Origin of the sequence: Lewinella sp. IMCC34191, from assembly GCF_003390935.1 — a bacterium.
GTDB lineage: Bacteria > Bacteroidota > Bacteroidia > Chitinophagales > Saprospiraceae > Neolewinella.
In genome coordinates this window covers 368,183-385,521 of record NZ_QNQZ01000002.1, presented here as the reverse complement: position 1 = coordinate 385,521, position 17,339 = coordinate 368,183, and the positions used below count along the sequence as shown (strand labels likewise).

The window sequence follows — 17,339 nt, the reverse complement described above, 5'->3', positions numbered from 1 at the left end:
CAACCCTCGTCACGAAAGAATGACGTATCGATCCCGGGGGTTACGAGCAGCAACAGAAGGAACGACCGTGGTAAAAAGATCTGATCTACCATAACTGCCGGTGCGGGATAGTGTTCAATTATCCGACCATGGGGCGTAGGCGATTCGTTTTGATCCAGAAGGAATTAATCGAGCCTACGAGTTCCCGTAAGTCTTGAAACCGGTTAGGCTTCACCAGGTAGCTATTCGCACCGAAATCATAAGCCTGTGCGATATCCTGCGGCTCGTCGCTGCTTGACATAATAATGATCGGCAGGTTGCGGGTACGTTCGTTGGCTTTTAGTTTTTCAAGGACCTCCAGGCCGCTCATCCCGGGCATCTTGATATCCAGAATGGCCAGACGGGGGAGGGGGGAAGAAGCGGAAGCATTAAGCAGTCCCTCGAGAGCATCCAGGCCGTTTTTGCACCAAATCAGTTCGGGGGGTGAATCCAGGCGCTGAAGCGCACGCTGAAAAAACTCAGCGTCAGTCGAGTCGTCTTCGGCTAAAAGAATTTGATTAGCGTACATGGGCGGCGGGAGATAAACAACCGATCGGGGTCAAGATAAACTGGGATAGATTCTATGGTAACTCTCTTTTTACTCGAATGGTTTGGTTGTGGGAGTAAGATTCTCGTCGGTGTAGAACAGAAAGATCGCTCCGTGGTTCGGTTCGCTTTCGATCCGAATTTCCCCGTTGTGCCGGCTGAGAATTCGGCGCGTGATGGCCAGGCCGACCCCATTGCCCCGGTACTCCTCCGCGGTGACCAGGCGGTTGAACATACCGAAGACGCGTTCGTGGTGGGATTTGTCGATGCCGATTCCGTTGTCGGATACGTAGAATTCTCCGTCCCCGAAGTTATTGGCACGCCGGTAGCCGACTTCAATCTCGGGGGTATCCTGCCCCTGACTGTACTTGACCGCATTGGAAATCAGGTGACGAAACACCATGGCCATCAGCCGGTAGTCTCCCCATATAGTTGGCAGGGGTTGACGGATGTCTACCCTTACCTCGTGACCGACCTGATTTTCGACTTCTTGCACGGCCGATCGGACCAGGGTAGGCACGTCGCAGTTTATGGGGTTGAGCGGGACGCGGCCGATCCGGCTGAGTTCCAGGATGTCGGTAATGAATTGATTCATCCGGACGGCATTCTGTTGAATAACGTGGATCAACGCGGTTCCTTCCGATCCGATCCGGCCCGCAAAATCTTCCAGCAGAATTTCGGCGAAGCCATCGATGCCCCGCAGAGGTGCCCGCAGGTCATGGCTAACCGTATAACTAAATGATTCCAACTCCTCGTAAGCCACCTGCAGGCGGTGGTTGATGCGGGTGAGCTGGCTGTAGCGTTCCATGATCACTTCACGGATATAGGTCTGTAGATCGCGGGCCGTATCCAGGGCGTCTTCCGTCCATGCGCGTGAATACCCGCGGCGTATTTCTACCGTGGAAGCAAATCGCTTGGTTTCCGGGTTCACCTCGGCAGATCTTATACTGCCGAAAGTGACTTGTTGGGCCCGCTCCCGGCGAAACCAGACGATCCAGTCCGTACAGCGCAAATTCAGCGGCAGCAGCAAAACCCCGGCCGAGGTGGCGGTAAGTTCGGCGCCGCGCTCATACACGGAAGCCAGGTTGTCCGTCGCGAACACGTCGCGGCTGCCCACCTGCGACTGGGCCCAGTCGAGCAGGCGGCGTATTTCGTCGGAGGGTGGGGTACGCCCCATCGTCACCAGTTCGGCATCCAGGAGAATCGCGGCCCCCGTCGTTTCGGGGATCAGTTCCACCAATCCCGGGTCTGCGCGCTGCAGCCCTTCTACCAGGCTGGAAGCACTGGCCAGGTTCTCCCGGATCCGGCTGCGGATGGATTCGGAGGCGAGCAACTGCCGGTGGGTTTGATTGGAAGCCCGATTGACCAGCGATTGACTGACCAGGATGCCCACCAAATGGCAAAAATTGCGCAGTTGGTGGTCCAGATACCTTTCATCGCGGGAATGAGCGAAGATCATGCCCCATAATTCATCCTTGTCCCAGAGGGCGATACTCAGGAGACCCTGCACTTCTTCCTCCCTTGCGAATCGGTCGAGCGTGGGATAAATCTCCCGACAGCCCAGGCAATCCCGGATGATCTCATGGGTACCGTCGACGTCACCCACCATACGGTATTTCCCTTCCAGTGAACGCGGACTGCACAGTACGTTCTCCACGCTGTACCGAGGGTGAAACTCCTTGGGTAGGTCCTCCAGGCGATACCGTATGCCGTACAGGGAGGAAAACCTGCCGTTGTTGAATTCTTCCCGCACGACTCCGGAGCCGTCCGATTCCAGCTCGTATGCAATGACCCGGTCGTAATGCAAATAGCTGCCAATGCGGCGACACAAGGTGTTCAGCAGAGCCGGTATCGTTTCGGTACCCGTTATGGAGTGGTGAATTTCCCGCAGGGCTACCTCGCGGGAAAAATCGCGATGTACGGCGATGCGGGGTTCGATCTCCAGCAGCATCCCGTCATAGTGATGGTGAACGACCGCCTGGCGGGTTCCCCAGGGGAGGGGTTCGTCCGGTTCCAGGGGGATTTCCTTCAGGGAGTCCCGGTGGGCGACTTCCCGCATCCGTTCGAGGGTTGCCGGGCCGAAAAAGGCTTCTGCGGGCTGCCCGATCGCCGTTGCGGCCGCCTTTCCCCAGATTTCGCCCACATTCTCACTCACGGCGCAGACCGTTCCGTCCGGGGCGACCGTCAGTACGTAGGCGTAAGACTGTATATATAGCTCCTGCGGCATGGCTGTGATGGGGGTGCCAAATAGTGACACGCTCCTGTCTTGCTAAAGCGCAACACCAAACAGCCATGTTTAAGTGCGCCCGTTAAAAAGGAGGGATACGCTAAACCATATTCACTCTTCCCTACTATAACAGGTATGAAAGCTGCCGACCGACTGATTCGCCACCCGGGGCTCGATCCGCTGTGGCGGAGCATCGAGCGGGAGCACCGGAGCAAATTGCTCACGGCGGTCTTTCTCGTGGTAGCCGGTCTGTTGCTTTGTGCCCTGTCGCTGCGCTATTCGGCCTGGTGGCCGTTTGCGGGATCCCTGTCGGCTACGCTCGGTGCTTTCTGGCTGCTGCGATTACTCGGCCAGCAACCGGTGGCGGCCTGGCAGGAAGACCTGCGGGAATCACCGGAGCGCTTCGTATGGGTGTATAGTATGGTGACGGAGCGCATGCCCTTCGGGCTCAACCTGATGCGCAGCGGCGTCCTTTATATATACGACAGCGGCGGCGAAGGGCACAGTTTCAGTATACGGGCGGATCACCTGCTGCTCGTCACCAAAACCCTCAACCGCCTGCTGCCGGCGGCGGAATTCGGTTACACGCCGGAACGGGAACTACAGTACCGCGGGGAAATCAGCCGATTAAAACGATAATTATGGCCACCTTTTGGCAGAAAATTACCAAGCTCTTCGCGGAAGCGGAAAACAGTACCCCCAGCGACCCCGCCGTCCATGAGATGATCGAGCGCGACGAGGCGGAGCTCACGGACTACGCCCGGTGGAAAAACACGCTGGCCCGACGCCGCCTGTTCGACTGGCTGACCGACCAGTACGCCCTCTTTCAGAGTGGGGTAAGCGGCGACCGGGCCGTCGATTTCCTGAATACGCCCAGCAGTAAGGGCTTCGTCATCCACTTCAACGAGACGCAATACACGAAAGTGGAGATCACGCACTTCTTTCACTACCTGAAGGAACGGGTGCTCGAACTCAATTACCGGACGCAAATCAGCGATCGCCGGGTATTCAGTCGGGCGGATTGGGTAGAAACGCAGGAACGGCACTACCTCAAACCCCGTACCCGCAAGCAGCGCCTGGCCGGGCCGGTAGCGCGCGGCGGGCTGGAGCAAAAATTCGGTAACATATCCATCGAACTGGAACTGCGTGACGACCTGCCGTGGAATCTGCGGCTGCGCGCCACTACCTACCAGGATGCCCAGTACAGCGAGCCCGAGTCCTTCCGGGCCCTGATGGTCGCGCTGGCCGGAACATCGGATTAGGGCCCCGCGTTTCAATGGTATGAAATCCGCCGCCCTCCTCTTGTTATTGTTAGCTATGCCGCTCTTTATGCCGGCCCAGAGCCTGACGGAATTCCGATGGAAGTCGCGCGTAATTCTGGTGTTCGCCCCCAGTCTGGAAGACCCGCTTTTCCTGAAGCAGTACGCCGCCCTCACCGCTGCCCAGGAAGAACTGCGGGAACGGAAAATCGTCATCATGATGGTCACGCCGGAGGGCGTCCACGAAAATACCGGCGTCTTTCTGCCGGAAAGCAGCTCGGAATATTTCTATGATCAGTTTTCCGCGCAGCCCTACCAGCTCGAACTCAGCCTGGTCGGATTGGACGGGACGGAAAAGTTCCGGGCAAAGAATACGGTAACCCCCGTCTCCGTCCTCTTAGAACTGGTGGACGGCATGCCGATGCGGCAACGCGAAATGTTGCAGGGAACCGGCAACCGAAGCCAAATCAATTCGAAGGACCCCACGCCCGATATTCCCGACGGTAAAAATTGAGCCGCTACCGGATCAGGTCCCGGACGTTATAGATCTTCGGTCGCCAGTACGAGGATGCGAGAATATTTTCGCGAATCACCCCCCGGCTGCTCGTCGGATGAATGACCCATATCTCACCGGGTGCGGCATCCACGACCATCGATACGTGAAATACGGGCTGGTTGGGCCCCCGCCGGTAGAAAACCAGGTCACCGGGCTGTGCGCGGGCCGGGTCGATGGGGCTACCCTGGGTGGCCTGATCGCGGGAGACGCGGTGGATACTGAGCCCCTGGTCGTTGTACAGGTACTTCACGAAGCCGGAGCAGTCAAAGCCCTCCTTGGGGGTGTTGCCCCCGTATTTGTACCGGATTCCCATCAGCTTTTCCGCCTGACTGACCAATTGGCTACGAACCATGGCCGTCGGACCGCTCCGACGCTCCGGCGTGGCGGATCTTTCCGGCTCCCGGGTCCGCGCGGTGGCCGGTCGCTTCGCCGGGCGGGGCGCGCGGGTACGCTCTACCGTGGCCGAACCGCCGGCCCGTGACGGGTTGCGTACGCTACTCGGCGGCTTGAATGAACTACAGCCATTCAGCACGATCAGGGCAACGAAAAAAAGAGTGGGTAATTTCAAGGGCCTGGTTTATTAACACTCAACGCCTGGTCCGGCGAATTTAGTTTAGTTTGGCCGTCGTGAGCGACGGAATTAAGCCTTTCCTAACGCATTTGTCGAATATCTACCTCGGCAACCGCTTCTTCTTCACCCTCGGCGGAGTGGCGGTGCTGTCGGCCCTTGGTTTTTACTACACTTTCCTGTTTCCCGTAGCGGTTGGTGCGGCCATCCTGCTACTGGCGGCCACATGCTACGACCTTTACCGGCTTTACCGCATCACGGATCTGGTAACGGCCACCCGAAAGCTGCCGTCCGTCCTCTCCCTCGGCGACGACCTGCGTGTTTCCATCGAGCTGATCAACGGAGGCAAAGCCCCGCTACGGGCGGTAATCACCGACGAGCTGCCCGATCAATTGCAGGTCCGCGACCAGCGTATTCCCCTGGCCTTACCCGCCCGCAGCCGACGAACGGTTAGTTATCCGCTTCGCCCGCTCAACCGGGGGGTACACCGGTTCGGTAACCTGCATGTCTTTCTACAAACCGCATGGCGACTGGTGGAGCGCCGCCTGGTAGCACGCGTGCCGGAGGAGGTCGCGGTCTATCCCAGTATCGTGCAGATGAAGAAATTCAGTCTCGAAGCGCGGGCGGCCACGCCCCTGGGCGGTAGCCGGCAACCCCGGCCGGTAGCCCGCAGCTACGAGTTCGACCAAATCAAGGAATACGTGAAGGGCGACGACCTGCGCAGCGTCAACTGGAAGGCCACGGCCCGGCGCGGGCAGGTAATGGTCAACCAGTACGAAACGGAACGCGCTCAGCGCATTTATTCGATCATCGATAAGGGGCGTACGATGCTGATGCCCTTCGGCGGACTGAGCCTGCTGGATTATGCCATCAACGCCAGCCTGGCCTTGAGCCGCGTCATCCTCGACGGCCAGGACCGGGCCGGCCTCATTACGTTCTCGGATAAGTTGGGTGACGTGGTGCCGGCCGACAGCAAACCGGACCAGCTTCACCGGATCCTCGAGACGCTCTACCGCCAGCAGGAACGGGAGGGGGAAAGCGACTATGACCTACTGTACTATGCCACCCGCCGCTTCCTCCCCGGGCGCAGTCTCCTGCTGCTGTTCACCAACTTCGAGAGCAATTACGCGCTGGACCGCGTGATGCCGGTGCTCAAACGGATTGCCCGCCACCATTCGCTGGTCGTCATTCTTTTCGAGAACACCGAAGTGGCGGCCCTACTGGACGAATCCACTCCCGATGTAGGCTCGGTGTACCGGAAAAGTACGGCCCGTCGTTACCTGCAGGAGCGGCAGTTGATGGCCCTGCGACTACGGCGTAACGGCATTCGGGTAGTTCTGACGCCGCCGGAACAACTCACGGGGCAGGCCATAAACGAATACCTGCGGGTGAAGCGCAAGGGCCTTTGAGCGATCAGTGCAGCCCGGGGAAAAACACGTCCGGGTAGTGATCCAGCTGGTAGTCGGTGGGCGATCGGTAGAGTATGGCGATCAGGTCGAAGCGGATCTCCCATTCGTAATCGATCTCTTCCATATAAGCCGAAGCCGCCCGGCTGATCCGGCGCTGTTGTTCGGGCTTGAAAAAGATGCTCGGATGACCGAAGGCCTGGGAGCTGCGGGTCTTGACCTCCACGAACACCAGGATCTCTCCGTCCCAGGCGATCAGGTCCACCTCCGTGCGCCGGTACCGGTAGTTGGTGCGTTCGATCCGGTAACCCTTTTGTTCGAGGTAGGTCCTGGCCAACGCCTCTCCGGCGTTTCCCGTCTTCTTACGGTCGGTCATCAGTCTAAAGCTAGCACAAAGCGGTCGATCCGCATGCCAATCCTTCCATGCGCCGTTATCTTTACCGGCCAATAACCTTTATTCTATGTCGCGTCCGTATATCCTACTTCTATTTGTCAGTCTGCTGGTATCATCCCTGTTGTCGGCCCAGACCCGGGAGGATGCGGCCCGCGACGACCTCGGATACGGGTCCGCGCGCAGCCGTCAGGTCGAGGATAATCAGGCCGGCGACCTGTGGTACGGTGCCGGGGCGACCATCGGATTTTCCGCTAATCAGTTCAGCAGCCTGTTCCGCATCGGCGTTTCCCCTATGGTGGGCTACAAGTTCAACAACATTTTCAGCGCCGGGCCCCGTGCCAGTCTGATCTATACCCGCTACAACAACGACGCGATCGGAACCGACAATTCGATTACCTGGTCCGCCGGGCTGTTCGCCCGTGCCAAGGTATACCGCAGCTTTTTCCTGCACGCCGAGTATAGTCTGCTCAGTGAAAAGGATTACGGCTTCTTTGGCGCCAGTCAGTTCGGTAACCGCGTGACCCGCGCCATTCCGTACCTCGGTGGGGGCATCAACCAGGGTGGGGGACTTGGTTCCGCCGGCTTCGAATTTATGATCCTCTTCCGCCTCACGCCCCGGGAATACGCGAACGACACGCCCTACGAGATACGTTCCGGCTTCACCTACAACTTCTAAATAAGAAAGCCCCGATTCGCTAGCGAGCCGGGGCTTTCTTACTTTAGGTCGGGTGACTCAGGCCACCCGGCCGGAAAACTACTTCTTCCGGTCACCCATCAGGTAGCCGAAGTTTCCTCTCCATCCACCTACTTTGGTAGGGTTCCATTTACCTTCCTGTACCTGCTGTACGATGTGATTGACGATCTCGCTGACGGTGATGTCGGCGGGATTCTGACCGCTCGAAAGACGGGCCTGGTAGACCTTACCGATCTCGGCGGTGGTGAAACCGCTGAGGGCGGCTTGCGTGGCACCTCCGATGAGAAACTTCAGCGGGCTGAATGCGCGGGTGATGCTGGAAGCGATACCCGTCAGCAGGCGTCCACCGAGGGCCGTCACGCCGGTGGTGATCGTCATGCGGATCATCTGGTCGTTGACGTCGTATTCGTATAGATCGGCTAGTTCCCGGATCATCTTGACCTGGATAGCGGTCAGGGCCGCCACGTCAAGACCGAAAGAAGGGATCAAACCGGCCGCGGTGCCGAAGAGGGCATACTTGCGGATGATCGCGTCGGCCTCCTGTTCTTTCCCTTGCGCGCTGTTCTTGGCGGGCAGGTTTTCATTCTTCACATTGCTGCCGAGCGTAGTGCTTTCGGTAGTAGTCGGGGTAGTAGATTCGGGCGTTGCCATGGTTGTTGTATGTTTTTCGTTAGTACCTATACAACCGAAGCCCATACCCGATATGTTCGGTATGGCCCCCGTATATCCCCGGATTCACCCTATATACCGTACTGATCGAGCAGCAGGGAGGCCAGCTCTTCGCTGTTGATGGTAATCTTGCCGGTAGCTTCGTCCACGTGCACCTGACCGTTACGGAAGTGGTCCTTTGTACAGGTGATACTGATCCCGCCCACACCCGCGCGGAGGTAGAATTGATTGCGCAGCGCCTTGCGGTCTACCCGGAAGCCCTGGTCGATCGGACTCTCCTGGTCGGCCAGCATCTCCTGCAGCGGCTTTTCGTTTCCGTAGAAGTGCTCGTCGAAGTCCTGTACGCGGATGGTTTGCTGGGGTGCCTTGGCCGCGTATTTGACGAGGGCTTTCTCGAAGTCCCCCTCGTTCATCGCGAAGCCGGTTTCGCGGTCCTTGGGCACCGGTAGCTCCTCTACCATTTCGAGGAACGACTGGGTCAGCTCCGCGCTTGTTTCCGCCCGGTCGATACCCACCCAGTCCGTAAAGTACTGGCTGATGCTGCTCTGCGTCCGTGCGTGGCGGATCATCTGGACGTTGCGTCCCGGACCGGCCAGCAGCCGGGCGGCCATGGCCATATTCTGTATGTCGAGGTAGGCCGTCGTCCGCAACTTGAGCGCCGGGTCTTCTCCCTCTTCCTCGAAGATCATCCCCTCGGCGTTCCGGATCATGTAGATACCCAGTATCCTTTGCTCCTCCATGGTATAGTCGGCGAAGAGCAGGTAGCCCCCCTTGGCACCGACCACTCCCTCGAGTTTGTCCTTCAAGACCGACATCGCGTGGCTGCTGAAGGCAATAAAGGGCTGGCGGCTACGGCCCTCCTCCAGCCAGTTCTGATAGTAAGCCGGGAAAAGCCCCTCGTCCGGCTCGACCAGGAATCCCTGCAGCAGGTCCGATTTGCGCTCGAAGATCTCGTCCAGCCGTCCGATCAGTTCGATGGCCTGCTCCGTGATCGGGAGCGCCTCGCTACTCAACAGCAGCGAAGCCTCGGCCATCTCCGGCTGCTTCTTCAGTTCGTGGACGATGGCGTGGTGAATGATGAGTTGGTCCATGCGGCGAAGGTAATTAGATGTTTTAGCTCGGCGGCGGAGCGCAGGTAAAAAGCCCGCTCCCAAAGCGGAGCCAATTGCAACCATCCACCTTGGGTACTGTTTTACGAGTGTATATAATGTATGTACAATAAAATTGATATAATGAAGACCTTATACCACCCCGCCGCCTCCCGCGGTCACGCCAACCACGGCTGGTTGAATACCCACCATACGTTCAGCTTCGCGAATTATTACGATGCCGAGCGCATGCACTTCGGCGCCCTGCGGGTCCTCAACGACGACGAAGTTGCCGGCGGCCGGGGATTCGGTAGCCACCCCCACGATAATATGGAGATCGTATCCATCCCGCTGGAAGGTGACCTGGAGCATAAGGACAATATGGGCAACACGACCGTCATCCGCGAGGGAGACATTCAGGTCATGAGTGCCGGTTCCGGGGTGGTACACTCCGAGAAGAACAAGCACGCCGACCGCCCGGTCAAGTTCCTTCAGATCTGGTTGTTCCCCAACGAACGTGGAGTCACCCCCCGCTACGACCAGGTCAGTATGGACACCCGCGCGGAGGTCGATAGCTGGCAGACGGTCCTCACCTCGCAGGATGACAGCCAGCCGGGAACCGTCTGGATCCACCAGGATGCCCGCTTTCGTATCGGACGCTTCTCCGCGGATAGTACCCATACGTACGAACTCAGCGGCGCGGGCCGCGGTGTTTACCTCTTCGTACTGGAGGGCAGCGCCGAGGTCGACGGGCAAGCGCTTTCCCGCCGTGACGGTCTCGGAATTAGCGACACTACGACCTTTTCCGTGAAGGTTGGAGCGGATGGTGCGCGCATCCTGGCCATGGAAGTGCCCATGAACTGATCCACGATCACCGCGAAAGCAGCTGTTCCCCCTGAAAGGTGATCACCCGAAAATTAGTAGCCGTGGACGGTAGCCACAGATTCCGCGTGGCCTGGCTCAGGTAGCCGCTACCGTAGTACACCTCACTCAGTGTTTCTACACCGTCCATGTCGTAGAGTACCCGTTGGGCATTCGGCGGCACCGAGATCCGTTGCCACTCCGTATCGGAGGGCGTAAATGCGCGGCTCGGTCCCCGGTTTTCGGCCGCTACGATCGTCGGCATTCCGGCTATGTCTATCAAAGTCAGGCTACGGCCGTTGCCGGGCACGACAAAGGCATCGCTGCGTGCGGGTACGAACGCGTGGCTATCCGGGTCAAACAGGAGCACGAGACCGTTTAGCGCGTCCAGCATGCCCATGCCGGTTTCCGTACCGTAGTCGTTGCCGATAGCGACGAGGTCGGGGTACCCGTCCCGGTTCACGTCGATCGGCTGCATCCCGAAGATGGGGGCCACCTGTGCCGGGCGGGGTAGGGGATGGAGGGCAAAGTCGCCGTTCCCCACGTTCTCCACCCATGCGGACTTGAGATAGTTGGCCCGCAGGGTAGTGACTTCCGCCCCCGGATATCCGGATAGCACGTCCTCGATGGTGGCGCGGCCGAATTGCTCGTGCCGTGGATACCGTCGTTTTACGCTGATGACCTGCTTTTCGGTATCGGTACGCTGGTGGCGGGGAAACTCTGCCAGTGAACCATCCTCGGCCAGCGCTTTTTGCCCGATCAACAGGTCATAGCCCCCGTTACCGTCGAAGTCCGCCCCGTACAGGCCGATGTAACCGTTCTCGGTCGAGCTGTACAGGTGATTGTCTCCGAAGTTACCGGCTACGTAATCCATGTCCCCGTCCCGATCGAAATCCGCCGCGGCCAGTCCGTTCCACCATCCACGCTGGTCGGTCAGGCTTTCCGGGCTTCGGTCTTCGAGCTTCCCTTCTTCGTTGTGGAACACCCGGATGCCCATTCCCTGCCCGGCTACGAGCAGGTCCGTCCAGCCATCGTTGTCGTAGTCCGTCCACAGGGCATCGCACACCAGACCGATCCGGGTGAATTCGCTGGGTGATTGCTCGGTAAACTTTCCTTTCCCGTCATTGATCAGGAGGTAGGAATCTACGGGTTCAGGAAAGCGGGCGGGCTTGAGGCGGGAGCCGACGAACAGGTCGAGGTCGCCGTCCCGGTCAAAGTCCGCGGCACGCACGCAGGACCCGCTGGCTTTTATTGCAGGAAGCGCTTCCTCCACCCGGCTAAAATTGCCCGATCCGTCATTGAATAGCAGTTGGTCCGCCAGCTCGGGGCGATCCAGGGAAAACTCACTGCCTCCCGATACGAGGTAGAGGTCGTTATCGCCGTCATTGTCTGCATCGAAGAACAAGGACCCCAGTTCTTCGGCATCGGCCATGCTTGCCGGTATGGCGCGCCGCTCGAAGGTGGCGCTGCCGTCGGCGGACCGCCCCTGGATCAGCAGATCCCCGCGGTAGAAGTGACTCCCCGACCGGTACAGGTCTTCGAGCCCGTCTCCGTTGACGTCCGCTACGGCGAGTCCGGGTCCGTACTCCGAAAGTTTGTGGGGGAGCAGGGGTTGGACGTTGAAGTCGATGAACAGGCAGTCCCGGTGAACGGGCAGGTCAGCCAGCAGATCGGGTTGGGCCAGCAGGTAATCGGCAACCGGTTGCCCGGGGATAGGCTTTCCCGCCGGTTGGCCTTGACCACGATGAAGGGTCGTACGCGCGTTCCGGTCCAGGGAAGTGTATTCTTCCTGCGCACCGTCGGGCCAAATAACCTGTACCGACCGCAGGGAATCCGCCGGCCGCAGGCCGAAGTGAAGGACGTCGGCTACGCTGGAAAGAAAGCCCCGCACCGGGCTATTGAAGGCCGTCTGCAGGCCGCTGTCGGTGACCACGGTCACCCTGGCTCCGATGGCAGCGGGATTGGCGCCCGGTTGCCGCAGACTGAGCTGTATCCAGGAATTATCGGTGGCCGGTCTCTCCGCGGAAATCAGGTTATTGCGGAAAAGGAAGCAGCTGTCGTTGATGTTGTTGACGACGTAGTCCAGGTCGCCGTCGTTATCCAGATCGGCGTAGACGGCCCCGTTGCTGAAGGAGGGGTAGTCGAATCCCCATTCCCGGATCCGCTTCGTGAAGTGGGGAATGGACTGCCCGTCGTTTTCGTAAGCGTAGTTGGGGATCTTGATGGAGGGGATTTGGGCGAGGCGCATTTCCCGGGAGGCCAGGCGGCTGTTCACCACGTTGTAGTCCATAAAGTCGCGATCCGTCACGTCGCGAGGGAAGCCGTTGGTAATGAGCAGATCCCGATCGCCGTCGTTATCCACGTCGGCGGCCAGGGGGCTCCAGCTCCAGTCGGTCGAGGCGATGCCGGCCATCATACCCACGTCGCTGAGCAGAAAGGTGCTGTCGTTGACCCGCCGGTTGAGCTGCAGGGTATTGCGGGTGAACTGGGGCAGGTAGCCGAAGCGATCGTTGTTGAGGTAGGCGGTGTAGTTATTGGGAGGCATCATGGCCTTGCGGCGGAGGTTATTCTCCGGGTACATATCCACGGCGACCACGTCCTCCAGGCCATCGTTATTCAGGTCGGCCACGTCATTGCCCATGGCCGAGTAGCTGGTGTGCTTGAGGTAGTCGCCGGATCGATCGGAGAAGGTGCCGTCCTGGTTATTGATCCACAGCAGGTCGTTGCTTATGTAGTCGTTGGTGACGTAGAGGTCCGGCCACCCGTCGGTGTTAAGGTCACAGACCGAGACGCCCAGGCCGTAGCCCTCCCGTAGGATGCCGGCCTCGCGGGTGACGTCCGTGAAGCGGGGCAGGCCGTCGGGTGCGGGCCCGTCATTCCGGAAGAGCTTGTCGTTCTTTCTTCCGCTGCCGTCGGTAATCTTCGGCAGGTAACGGTTGGGGATGGCGCGGTCGTCCATCTCGTTGATGAGCAGGTAAAGGTCGAGGTCCCCGTCGCGATCGTAATCGAGAAAGGCGGACTGGGTCGTGTGTGAGGTATCGGCGACCCCGGCGGTGGCGGCCACCTCGATGAAGTGCGGGATCGCCAGCCCGTCGGGCCCGGCTTCGTTGCCCGTATTGAGGAAGAGCAGGTTGGCCCGGCGCGGCCCCGGCTCGTATACGGTAGCGCTGACGTACAGGTCGGGGCGCCCGTCGGCGTTGATGTCGGCAACCGTGATGCCGCTGCACCAGCGGCCGGCGGCGGCAACGCCGGCCTCGGCCGTTACGTCGGTGAACTGAAAGTCACCGCGATTGAGAAAAATTTTATTGTCGGCGGTATTTCCGGTGAAGTAAAGATCGGTGAGGCCGTCGCCGTTGAAATCACCGGCTCCCACTCCCCCGCCGTTGTAGACGTACTCGAAATCGAGGATGTTAAAGGTGTCGTTCTCGGTAATCCGATTGGCGAAGGCCAGGCCGCTTTTTGCGGTGTCTATCCGTTGAAAAAGCGCAGCATCCTCTTTTTGCCGACATCCGGCGATCAAAAAGAGGCAGCTGGCTAGGCTTAAGATGAGCGATTTCATGCAAACAAAGTAAAGCGCCAAGATAGGTAGGCTTTTGCCAGGCACCATAATATTGTATGGTAGGCCATCGGTCAAAACATAATTCCGGTTCTTTTAGCTGATTAATTTATTTGGTATGTTAGCGCCCTCAAAGAAGCCCGGAAGGTAGGCTTGTCCTCCTTCCTGATTTTTTTGAACTCACTAATTTAATCTCGATCATGAAACAACTTTTGGGCCTACTGATGGCGCTGCTATGCTCGGCGGCCATCTACGGGCAAACAACAGTCACCGGTACCATAACAGATCCCGACGGACTACCCCTCATTGGAGCGACGGTCATTGCACAGGGCACCTCGGTGGGTACCGTCGCCGATATTGACGGCAACTACGAACTCACCGTTCCGGCCAATGTCACCGACCTTATCTATTCCTTCACCGGCTACGAAACCCAGACCGTCACCCTTAGCGGTCAAACGGTCGTGGACGTAGTGATGAGTGAGGGGGTCGCCCTCGACGAGGTAGTCGTTACCGGTTACGCCGTCACGAGCAAGCGGCAGACCACCGGCGCCATTTCCACGGTAAGCACGGAAGAGCTCACCGCCATCCCGTCCGGTAACGTAGAGCAGCAGCTGCAGGGTCGTGCCGCGGGGGTAACGGTCATTACCAGCGGTCAGCCCGGTACCCAGTCCATTATCCGGGTGCGGGGTTTCGGCTCCTTCGGCGGCAACAATCCTCTTTACGTCGTTGACGGGGTGCCGCAAACGAATATCGATTTCCTTTCCCCGGACGATATTCAGAATACGTCCATCCTGAAGGACGCTGCCTCCGCCTCCATCTACGGTGCGCGTGCGGCGAACGGCGTGGTGGTCATCCAGACCAAGCGCGGCAGCAAGGAAGCTTCGCCCCTCAAGGTCACCTACAACGGGCTGACCGGCTTTACCGACCCGGGTAGTGGAAACCCGATCCTGACGCCCGCGCAGGATGCGATGAAGACCTGGGAGGCCATCCGCAACACGGCGGCGGCCAACGGAGTCGATCCGGCCTACAGCCACCCACAGTACGGTAGCGGGGAAACGCCCGTCGTGCCCGACTACATCCTCGTGGGTGATGCCAGCGGCGTCGTCGGCAGCGTCGACCTCGAAGCCCAGCGGGAAAAGTACAATATCGACCCCAACCTGGGCCCCCTCTATCAGGTAGTTCGCGCCAATAAGGAAGGTACCGATTGGTACGATGCCATTACGCGCACCGCCATGGTGAACCGGCATACGCTCGGATTCTCCGGTTCCACGGAAAACACCCGTTACTACGTGAGCCTGGGTGCCCAGCTACAGGAGGGGATCCTGCTGGAAAACGACTACGAGCGGTACACCGCCCGTATGAACACCGAGTTTGACCTGGGCAGCAGGGTGCGCTTCGGTCAGAACCTCCAGTTCACCCACCGCAAGACCCTCGGCCTCACCGGTGGTGGTGGGGGAGCGGGCAGCTCCAACGAGGAGAACCAGATCCTTTCGGCCTTCCGCCTGAATCCCCTCATTCCGGTACGTGACGAGTACGGCGGTTACGCCGGTACCCGTGCCCCCGGCTTCGGTAACCCCCGTAACCCGGTCGCCGAGCGGGAAGGACTGGCGAACAACCAGAACTTCGAGAACATCGCCTTCGGTAATCTTTACCTGGAGTTCGACCCCATCGATGCCCTCGTCCTTCGGTCCAGCTTCGGCGGCAAATACGTCGGCTATAACGGTCGTTCCTACGGCCGCTCCACCTACGAAAACGCGGAGAACATCGGCAGCTTCAGCTACAGTGAATTTCAGGGCTACGGCACGGACTGGATCTGGAGTAACACCGCTACCTACACCCAGAAGTTCGGCGCGCATAGCCTGAACGTCCTGGCCGGCGTGGAAGCCCTGGAGATCGGTAAATTCCGGAACAGTGACGGATCTGGCATCAACCCCTTCAGCGAAAGCGTCGACTTCGTATCTCTAAATAACGTAAACAGCCGCGTGGTCAACTCCGGTTTCACCAACGGCAGCCGGTTCTATTCGGTCTTCGGTCAAGTCAACTACAACTGGAACGACCGCTACTATCTGACCGGTGTACTGCGTCGCGACGGTTCCAGCCGCTTCGGTACCGACAACCGCTACGGAACCTTCCCCGCTATTTCCGCCGCCTGGCGCGTAACAGCGGAGCCCTTCATGCAGAACCAGACCTTCTTTGCCGACCTGAAAGTTCGGGGTGGCTGGGGCCAGATGGGTAACTCCAACAACGTATCCGGCGACAACCGCTTCTCGCTCTTCGGTACGGGACTGGGACCATCCAGCTACGATATCTCGGGATCCAACTCCACCGCTATCGCCGGTTTCTACCGCAGCCGGATCGGTACGGAAACCGCGCAGTGGGAAACCTCGGTGACCTCCAACATCGGATTTGACGCGACCCTGCTCGGTGGCAACTTCGACGTGATCGTCGATATCTGGCGCAAGGAAACCAACGACCTGTTGGTGCAGCTCGCCGTCCCCAATGTACTCGGCCCCTCCGCTACGCCACCGTCGGTCAACATCGGCAGCATGCTCAACGAAGGTATCGACGCCCAGCTTATCTACCGGACCAAGATCGCCGGCGACTTCGGAATCGAGGCGACCATCAACGGTGCCTGGCTGAACAACGAGATCACCAAGTTTACCGACGACGTAGACTTCTTCGATACCAACGTAGCCAGCCCCCGGATCACCGGAACCATCGTCCGTAACCAGGTCGGTATGCCCCTGTCTTCCTTCTTCGGCTATAACGTCATCGGCCTGTTCCAGAGCGACCTTGAAGTGCAGAACGCCCCCGATCAGGAGGGTGCCGCTCCCGGCCGCTTCCGCTTCGAAGACAACAACAGCCGTGACGAGAACGGTGAGCTCACCGGTATTCCCGACGGACAGATCACCGAGGCCGACCGTACCTTCCTGGGAAGCGCGGTTCCTGATTTCACCGGTGGTTTCAACCTCCGCTTCGACTACAAAGGATTCGACCTGACGACCTTCTTCTACACCTCTCTCGGTGGCGAGGTCTACAACTACTCCAAGTGGTTCACCGACTTCTACGGCACCTTCGTGGGTGCGGCGGTATCCACCCGGGTGCTCGACAGCTGGACGCCAGACAACCCGAATACGAATGTTCCGATCTACGAGAACATTTCCAACTTCAGCACCTCGACGGAGTCGAACAGCTACTACGTGGAGAGCGCCGATTACCTGCGCCTGCAGAATATCTCGCTGGGATACTCCTTCCCCGATAACGCTTTCAATGGCTTCGTGAGCAATCTCCGTGTTGCCGTATCGGCCAATAACCTGTTCACGATCACCGGTTACGAAGGGCTTGACCCGGCGGTAGGTGGCGCGGCCGACACCCTCTTCGGGGTCGACCTGGGCAACTACCCCGTCACCCGTGGCTATAACCTGTCCCTAACCGTTGGTTTCTAAACAGTCCAACATTCGTCCCGCCCGGCTCAAGGCCGGGCGGGACGAGCCGGA

Annotated in this window: 14 protein-coding genes; 7 read left to right on the top strand and 7 right to left on the bottom strand. The window is 59.1% G+C overall.

Annotated elements, in window-relative coordinates; all coding sequences use genetic code 11:
- Nucleotides 1-118: 118 nt before the first annotated feature.
- A complete protein-coding gene (locus DRW39_RS06095; protein WP_116106127.1) occupies nt 119-547 on the bottom strand; it encodes a response regulator in 429 nt (142 codons plus the stop codon).
- Between the two features lie 69 nt (nt 548-616).
- Nucleotides 617-2,791: an ATP-binding protein gene (locus DRW39_RS06090; protein WP_116106126.1), complete on the bottom strand. Its 2,175-nt coding sequence runs from the start codon at nt 2,789-2,791 to the stop codon at nt 617-619.
- A gap of 135 nt (nt 2,792-2,926) precedes the next feature.
- On the opposite strand from DRW39_RS06090, the gene DRW39_RS06085 reads away from it, so the two are divergent.
- The 3 genes from DRW39_RS06085 to DRW39_RS06075 are packed head-to-tail and all read left to right on the top strand — an operon-like array spanning nt 2,927 to nt 4,564.
- Nucleotides 2,927-3,430 (top strand): hypothetical protein, encoded by a 504-nt coding sequence (locus DRW39_RS06085; protein WP_116106125.1) that lies wholly within the window; start codon nt 2,927-2,929, stop codon nt 3,428-3,430.
- Nucleotides 3,431-3,432: 2 nt separating this feature from the next.
- Nucleotides 3,433-4,053, top strand: coding sequence for a hypothetical protein (locus tag DRW39_RS06080; protein ID WP_116106124.1), 621 nt, complete (start codon nt 3,433-3,435; stop codon nt 4,051-4,053).
- 19 nt (nt 4,054-4,072) lie between these two features.
- Nucleotides 4,073-4,564 (top strand): DUF4174 domain-containing protein, encoded by a 492-nt coding sequence (locus DRW39_RS06075; RefSeq protein ID WP_116106123.1) that lies wholly within the window; start codon nt 4,073-4,075, stop codon nt 4,562-4,564.
- A gap of 4 nt (nt 4,565-4,568) precedes the next feature.
- Here DRW39_RS06075 and DRW39_RS06070 read toward each other — a convergent pair whose 3' ends face one another.
- Nucleotides 4,569-5,174 carry a C40 family peptidase gene (locus tag DRW39_RS06070; protein WP_116106122.1) on the bottom strand — a complete coding sequence of 202 codons (606 nt, stop codon included), beginning with the start codon at nt 5,172-5,174 and terminating at the stop codon, nt 4,569-4,571.
- Between the two features lie 92 nt (nt 5,175-5,266).
- On the opposite strand from DRW39_RS06070, the gene DRW39_RS06065 reads away from it, so the two are divergent.
- Nucleotides 5,267-6,583 (top strand): DUF58 domain-containing protein, encoded by a 1,317-nt coding sequence (locus DRW39_RS06065; RefSeq protein ID WP_232830077.1) that lies wholly within the window; start codon nt 5,267-5,269, stop codon nt 6,581-6,583.
- Nucleotides 6,584-6,587: 4 nt separating this feature from the next.
- Here DRW39_RS06065 and DRW39_RS06060 read toward each other — a convergent pair whose 3' ends face one another.
- Nucleotides 6,588-6,956: a YraN family protein gene (locus DRW39_RS06060; protein WP_116106121.1), complete on the bottom strand. Its 369-nt coding sequence runs from the start codon at nt 6,954-6,956 to the stop codon at nt 6,588-6,590.
- 85 nt (nt 6,957-7,041) lie between these two features.
- On the opposite strand from DRW39_RS06060, the gene DRW39_RS06055 reads away from it, so the two are divergent.
- Entirely contained in the window at nt 7,042-7,650 is a 609-nt protein-coding gene (locus DRW39_RS06055; RefSeq protein ID WP_116106120.1) for a hypothetical protein, read from the top strand.
- Nucleotides 7,651-7,728: 78 nt separating this feature from the next.
- Here the strand turns inward: DRW39_RS06055 and DRW39_RS06050 are convergent, their stop codons facing one another.
- Complete coding sequence (locus DRW39_RS06050) at nt 7,729-8,319, bottom strand: DUF697 domain-containing protein (protein WP_157975957.1); 591 nt, start codon at nt 8,317-8,319, stop codon at nt 7,729-7,731.
- A gap of 89 nt (nt 8,320-8,408) precedes the next feature.
- On the bottom strand, nt 8,409-9,428 hold the full coding sequence (locus tag DRW39_RS06045; protein ID WP_157975956.1) for a nucleoid-associated protein: 1,020 nt from the start codon (nt 9,426-9,428) through the stop codon (nt 8,409-8,411).
- 141 nt (nt 9,429-9,569) lie between these two features.
- Here DRW39_RS06045 and DRW39_RS06040 point away from each other — a divergent pair, with 141 nt between their 5' ends.
- Nucleotides 9,570-10,289 (top strand): pirin family protein, encoded by a 720-nt coding sequence (locus DRW39_RS06040; RefSeq protein WP_116106117.1) that lies wholly within the window; start codon nt 9,570-9,572, stop codon nt 10,287-10,289.
- Nucleotides 10,290-10,296: 7 nt separating this feature from the next.
- On the opposite strand, the gene DRW39_RS06035 is transcribed toward DRW39_RS06040, so the two are convergent.
- Complete coding sequence (locus tag DRW39_RS06035; protein ID WP_198664802.1) at nt 10,297-13,845, bottom strand: VCBS repeat-containing protein; 3,549 nt, start codon at nt 13,843-13,845, stop codon at nt 10,297-10,299.
- Between the two features lie 197 nt (nt 13,846-14,042).
- On the opposite strand from DRW39_RS06035, the gene DRW39_RS06030 reads away from it, so the two are divergent.
- Complete coding sequence (locus DRW39_RS06030) at nt 14,043-17,288, top strand: SusC/RagA family TonB-linked outer membrane protein (RefSeq protein WP_198664801.1); 3,246 nt, start codon at nt 14,043-14,045, stop codon at nt 17,286-17,288.
- Nucleotides 17,289-17,339: the final 51 nt, after the last annotated feature.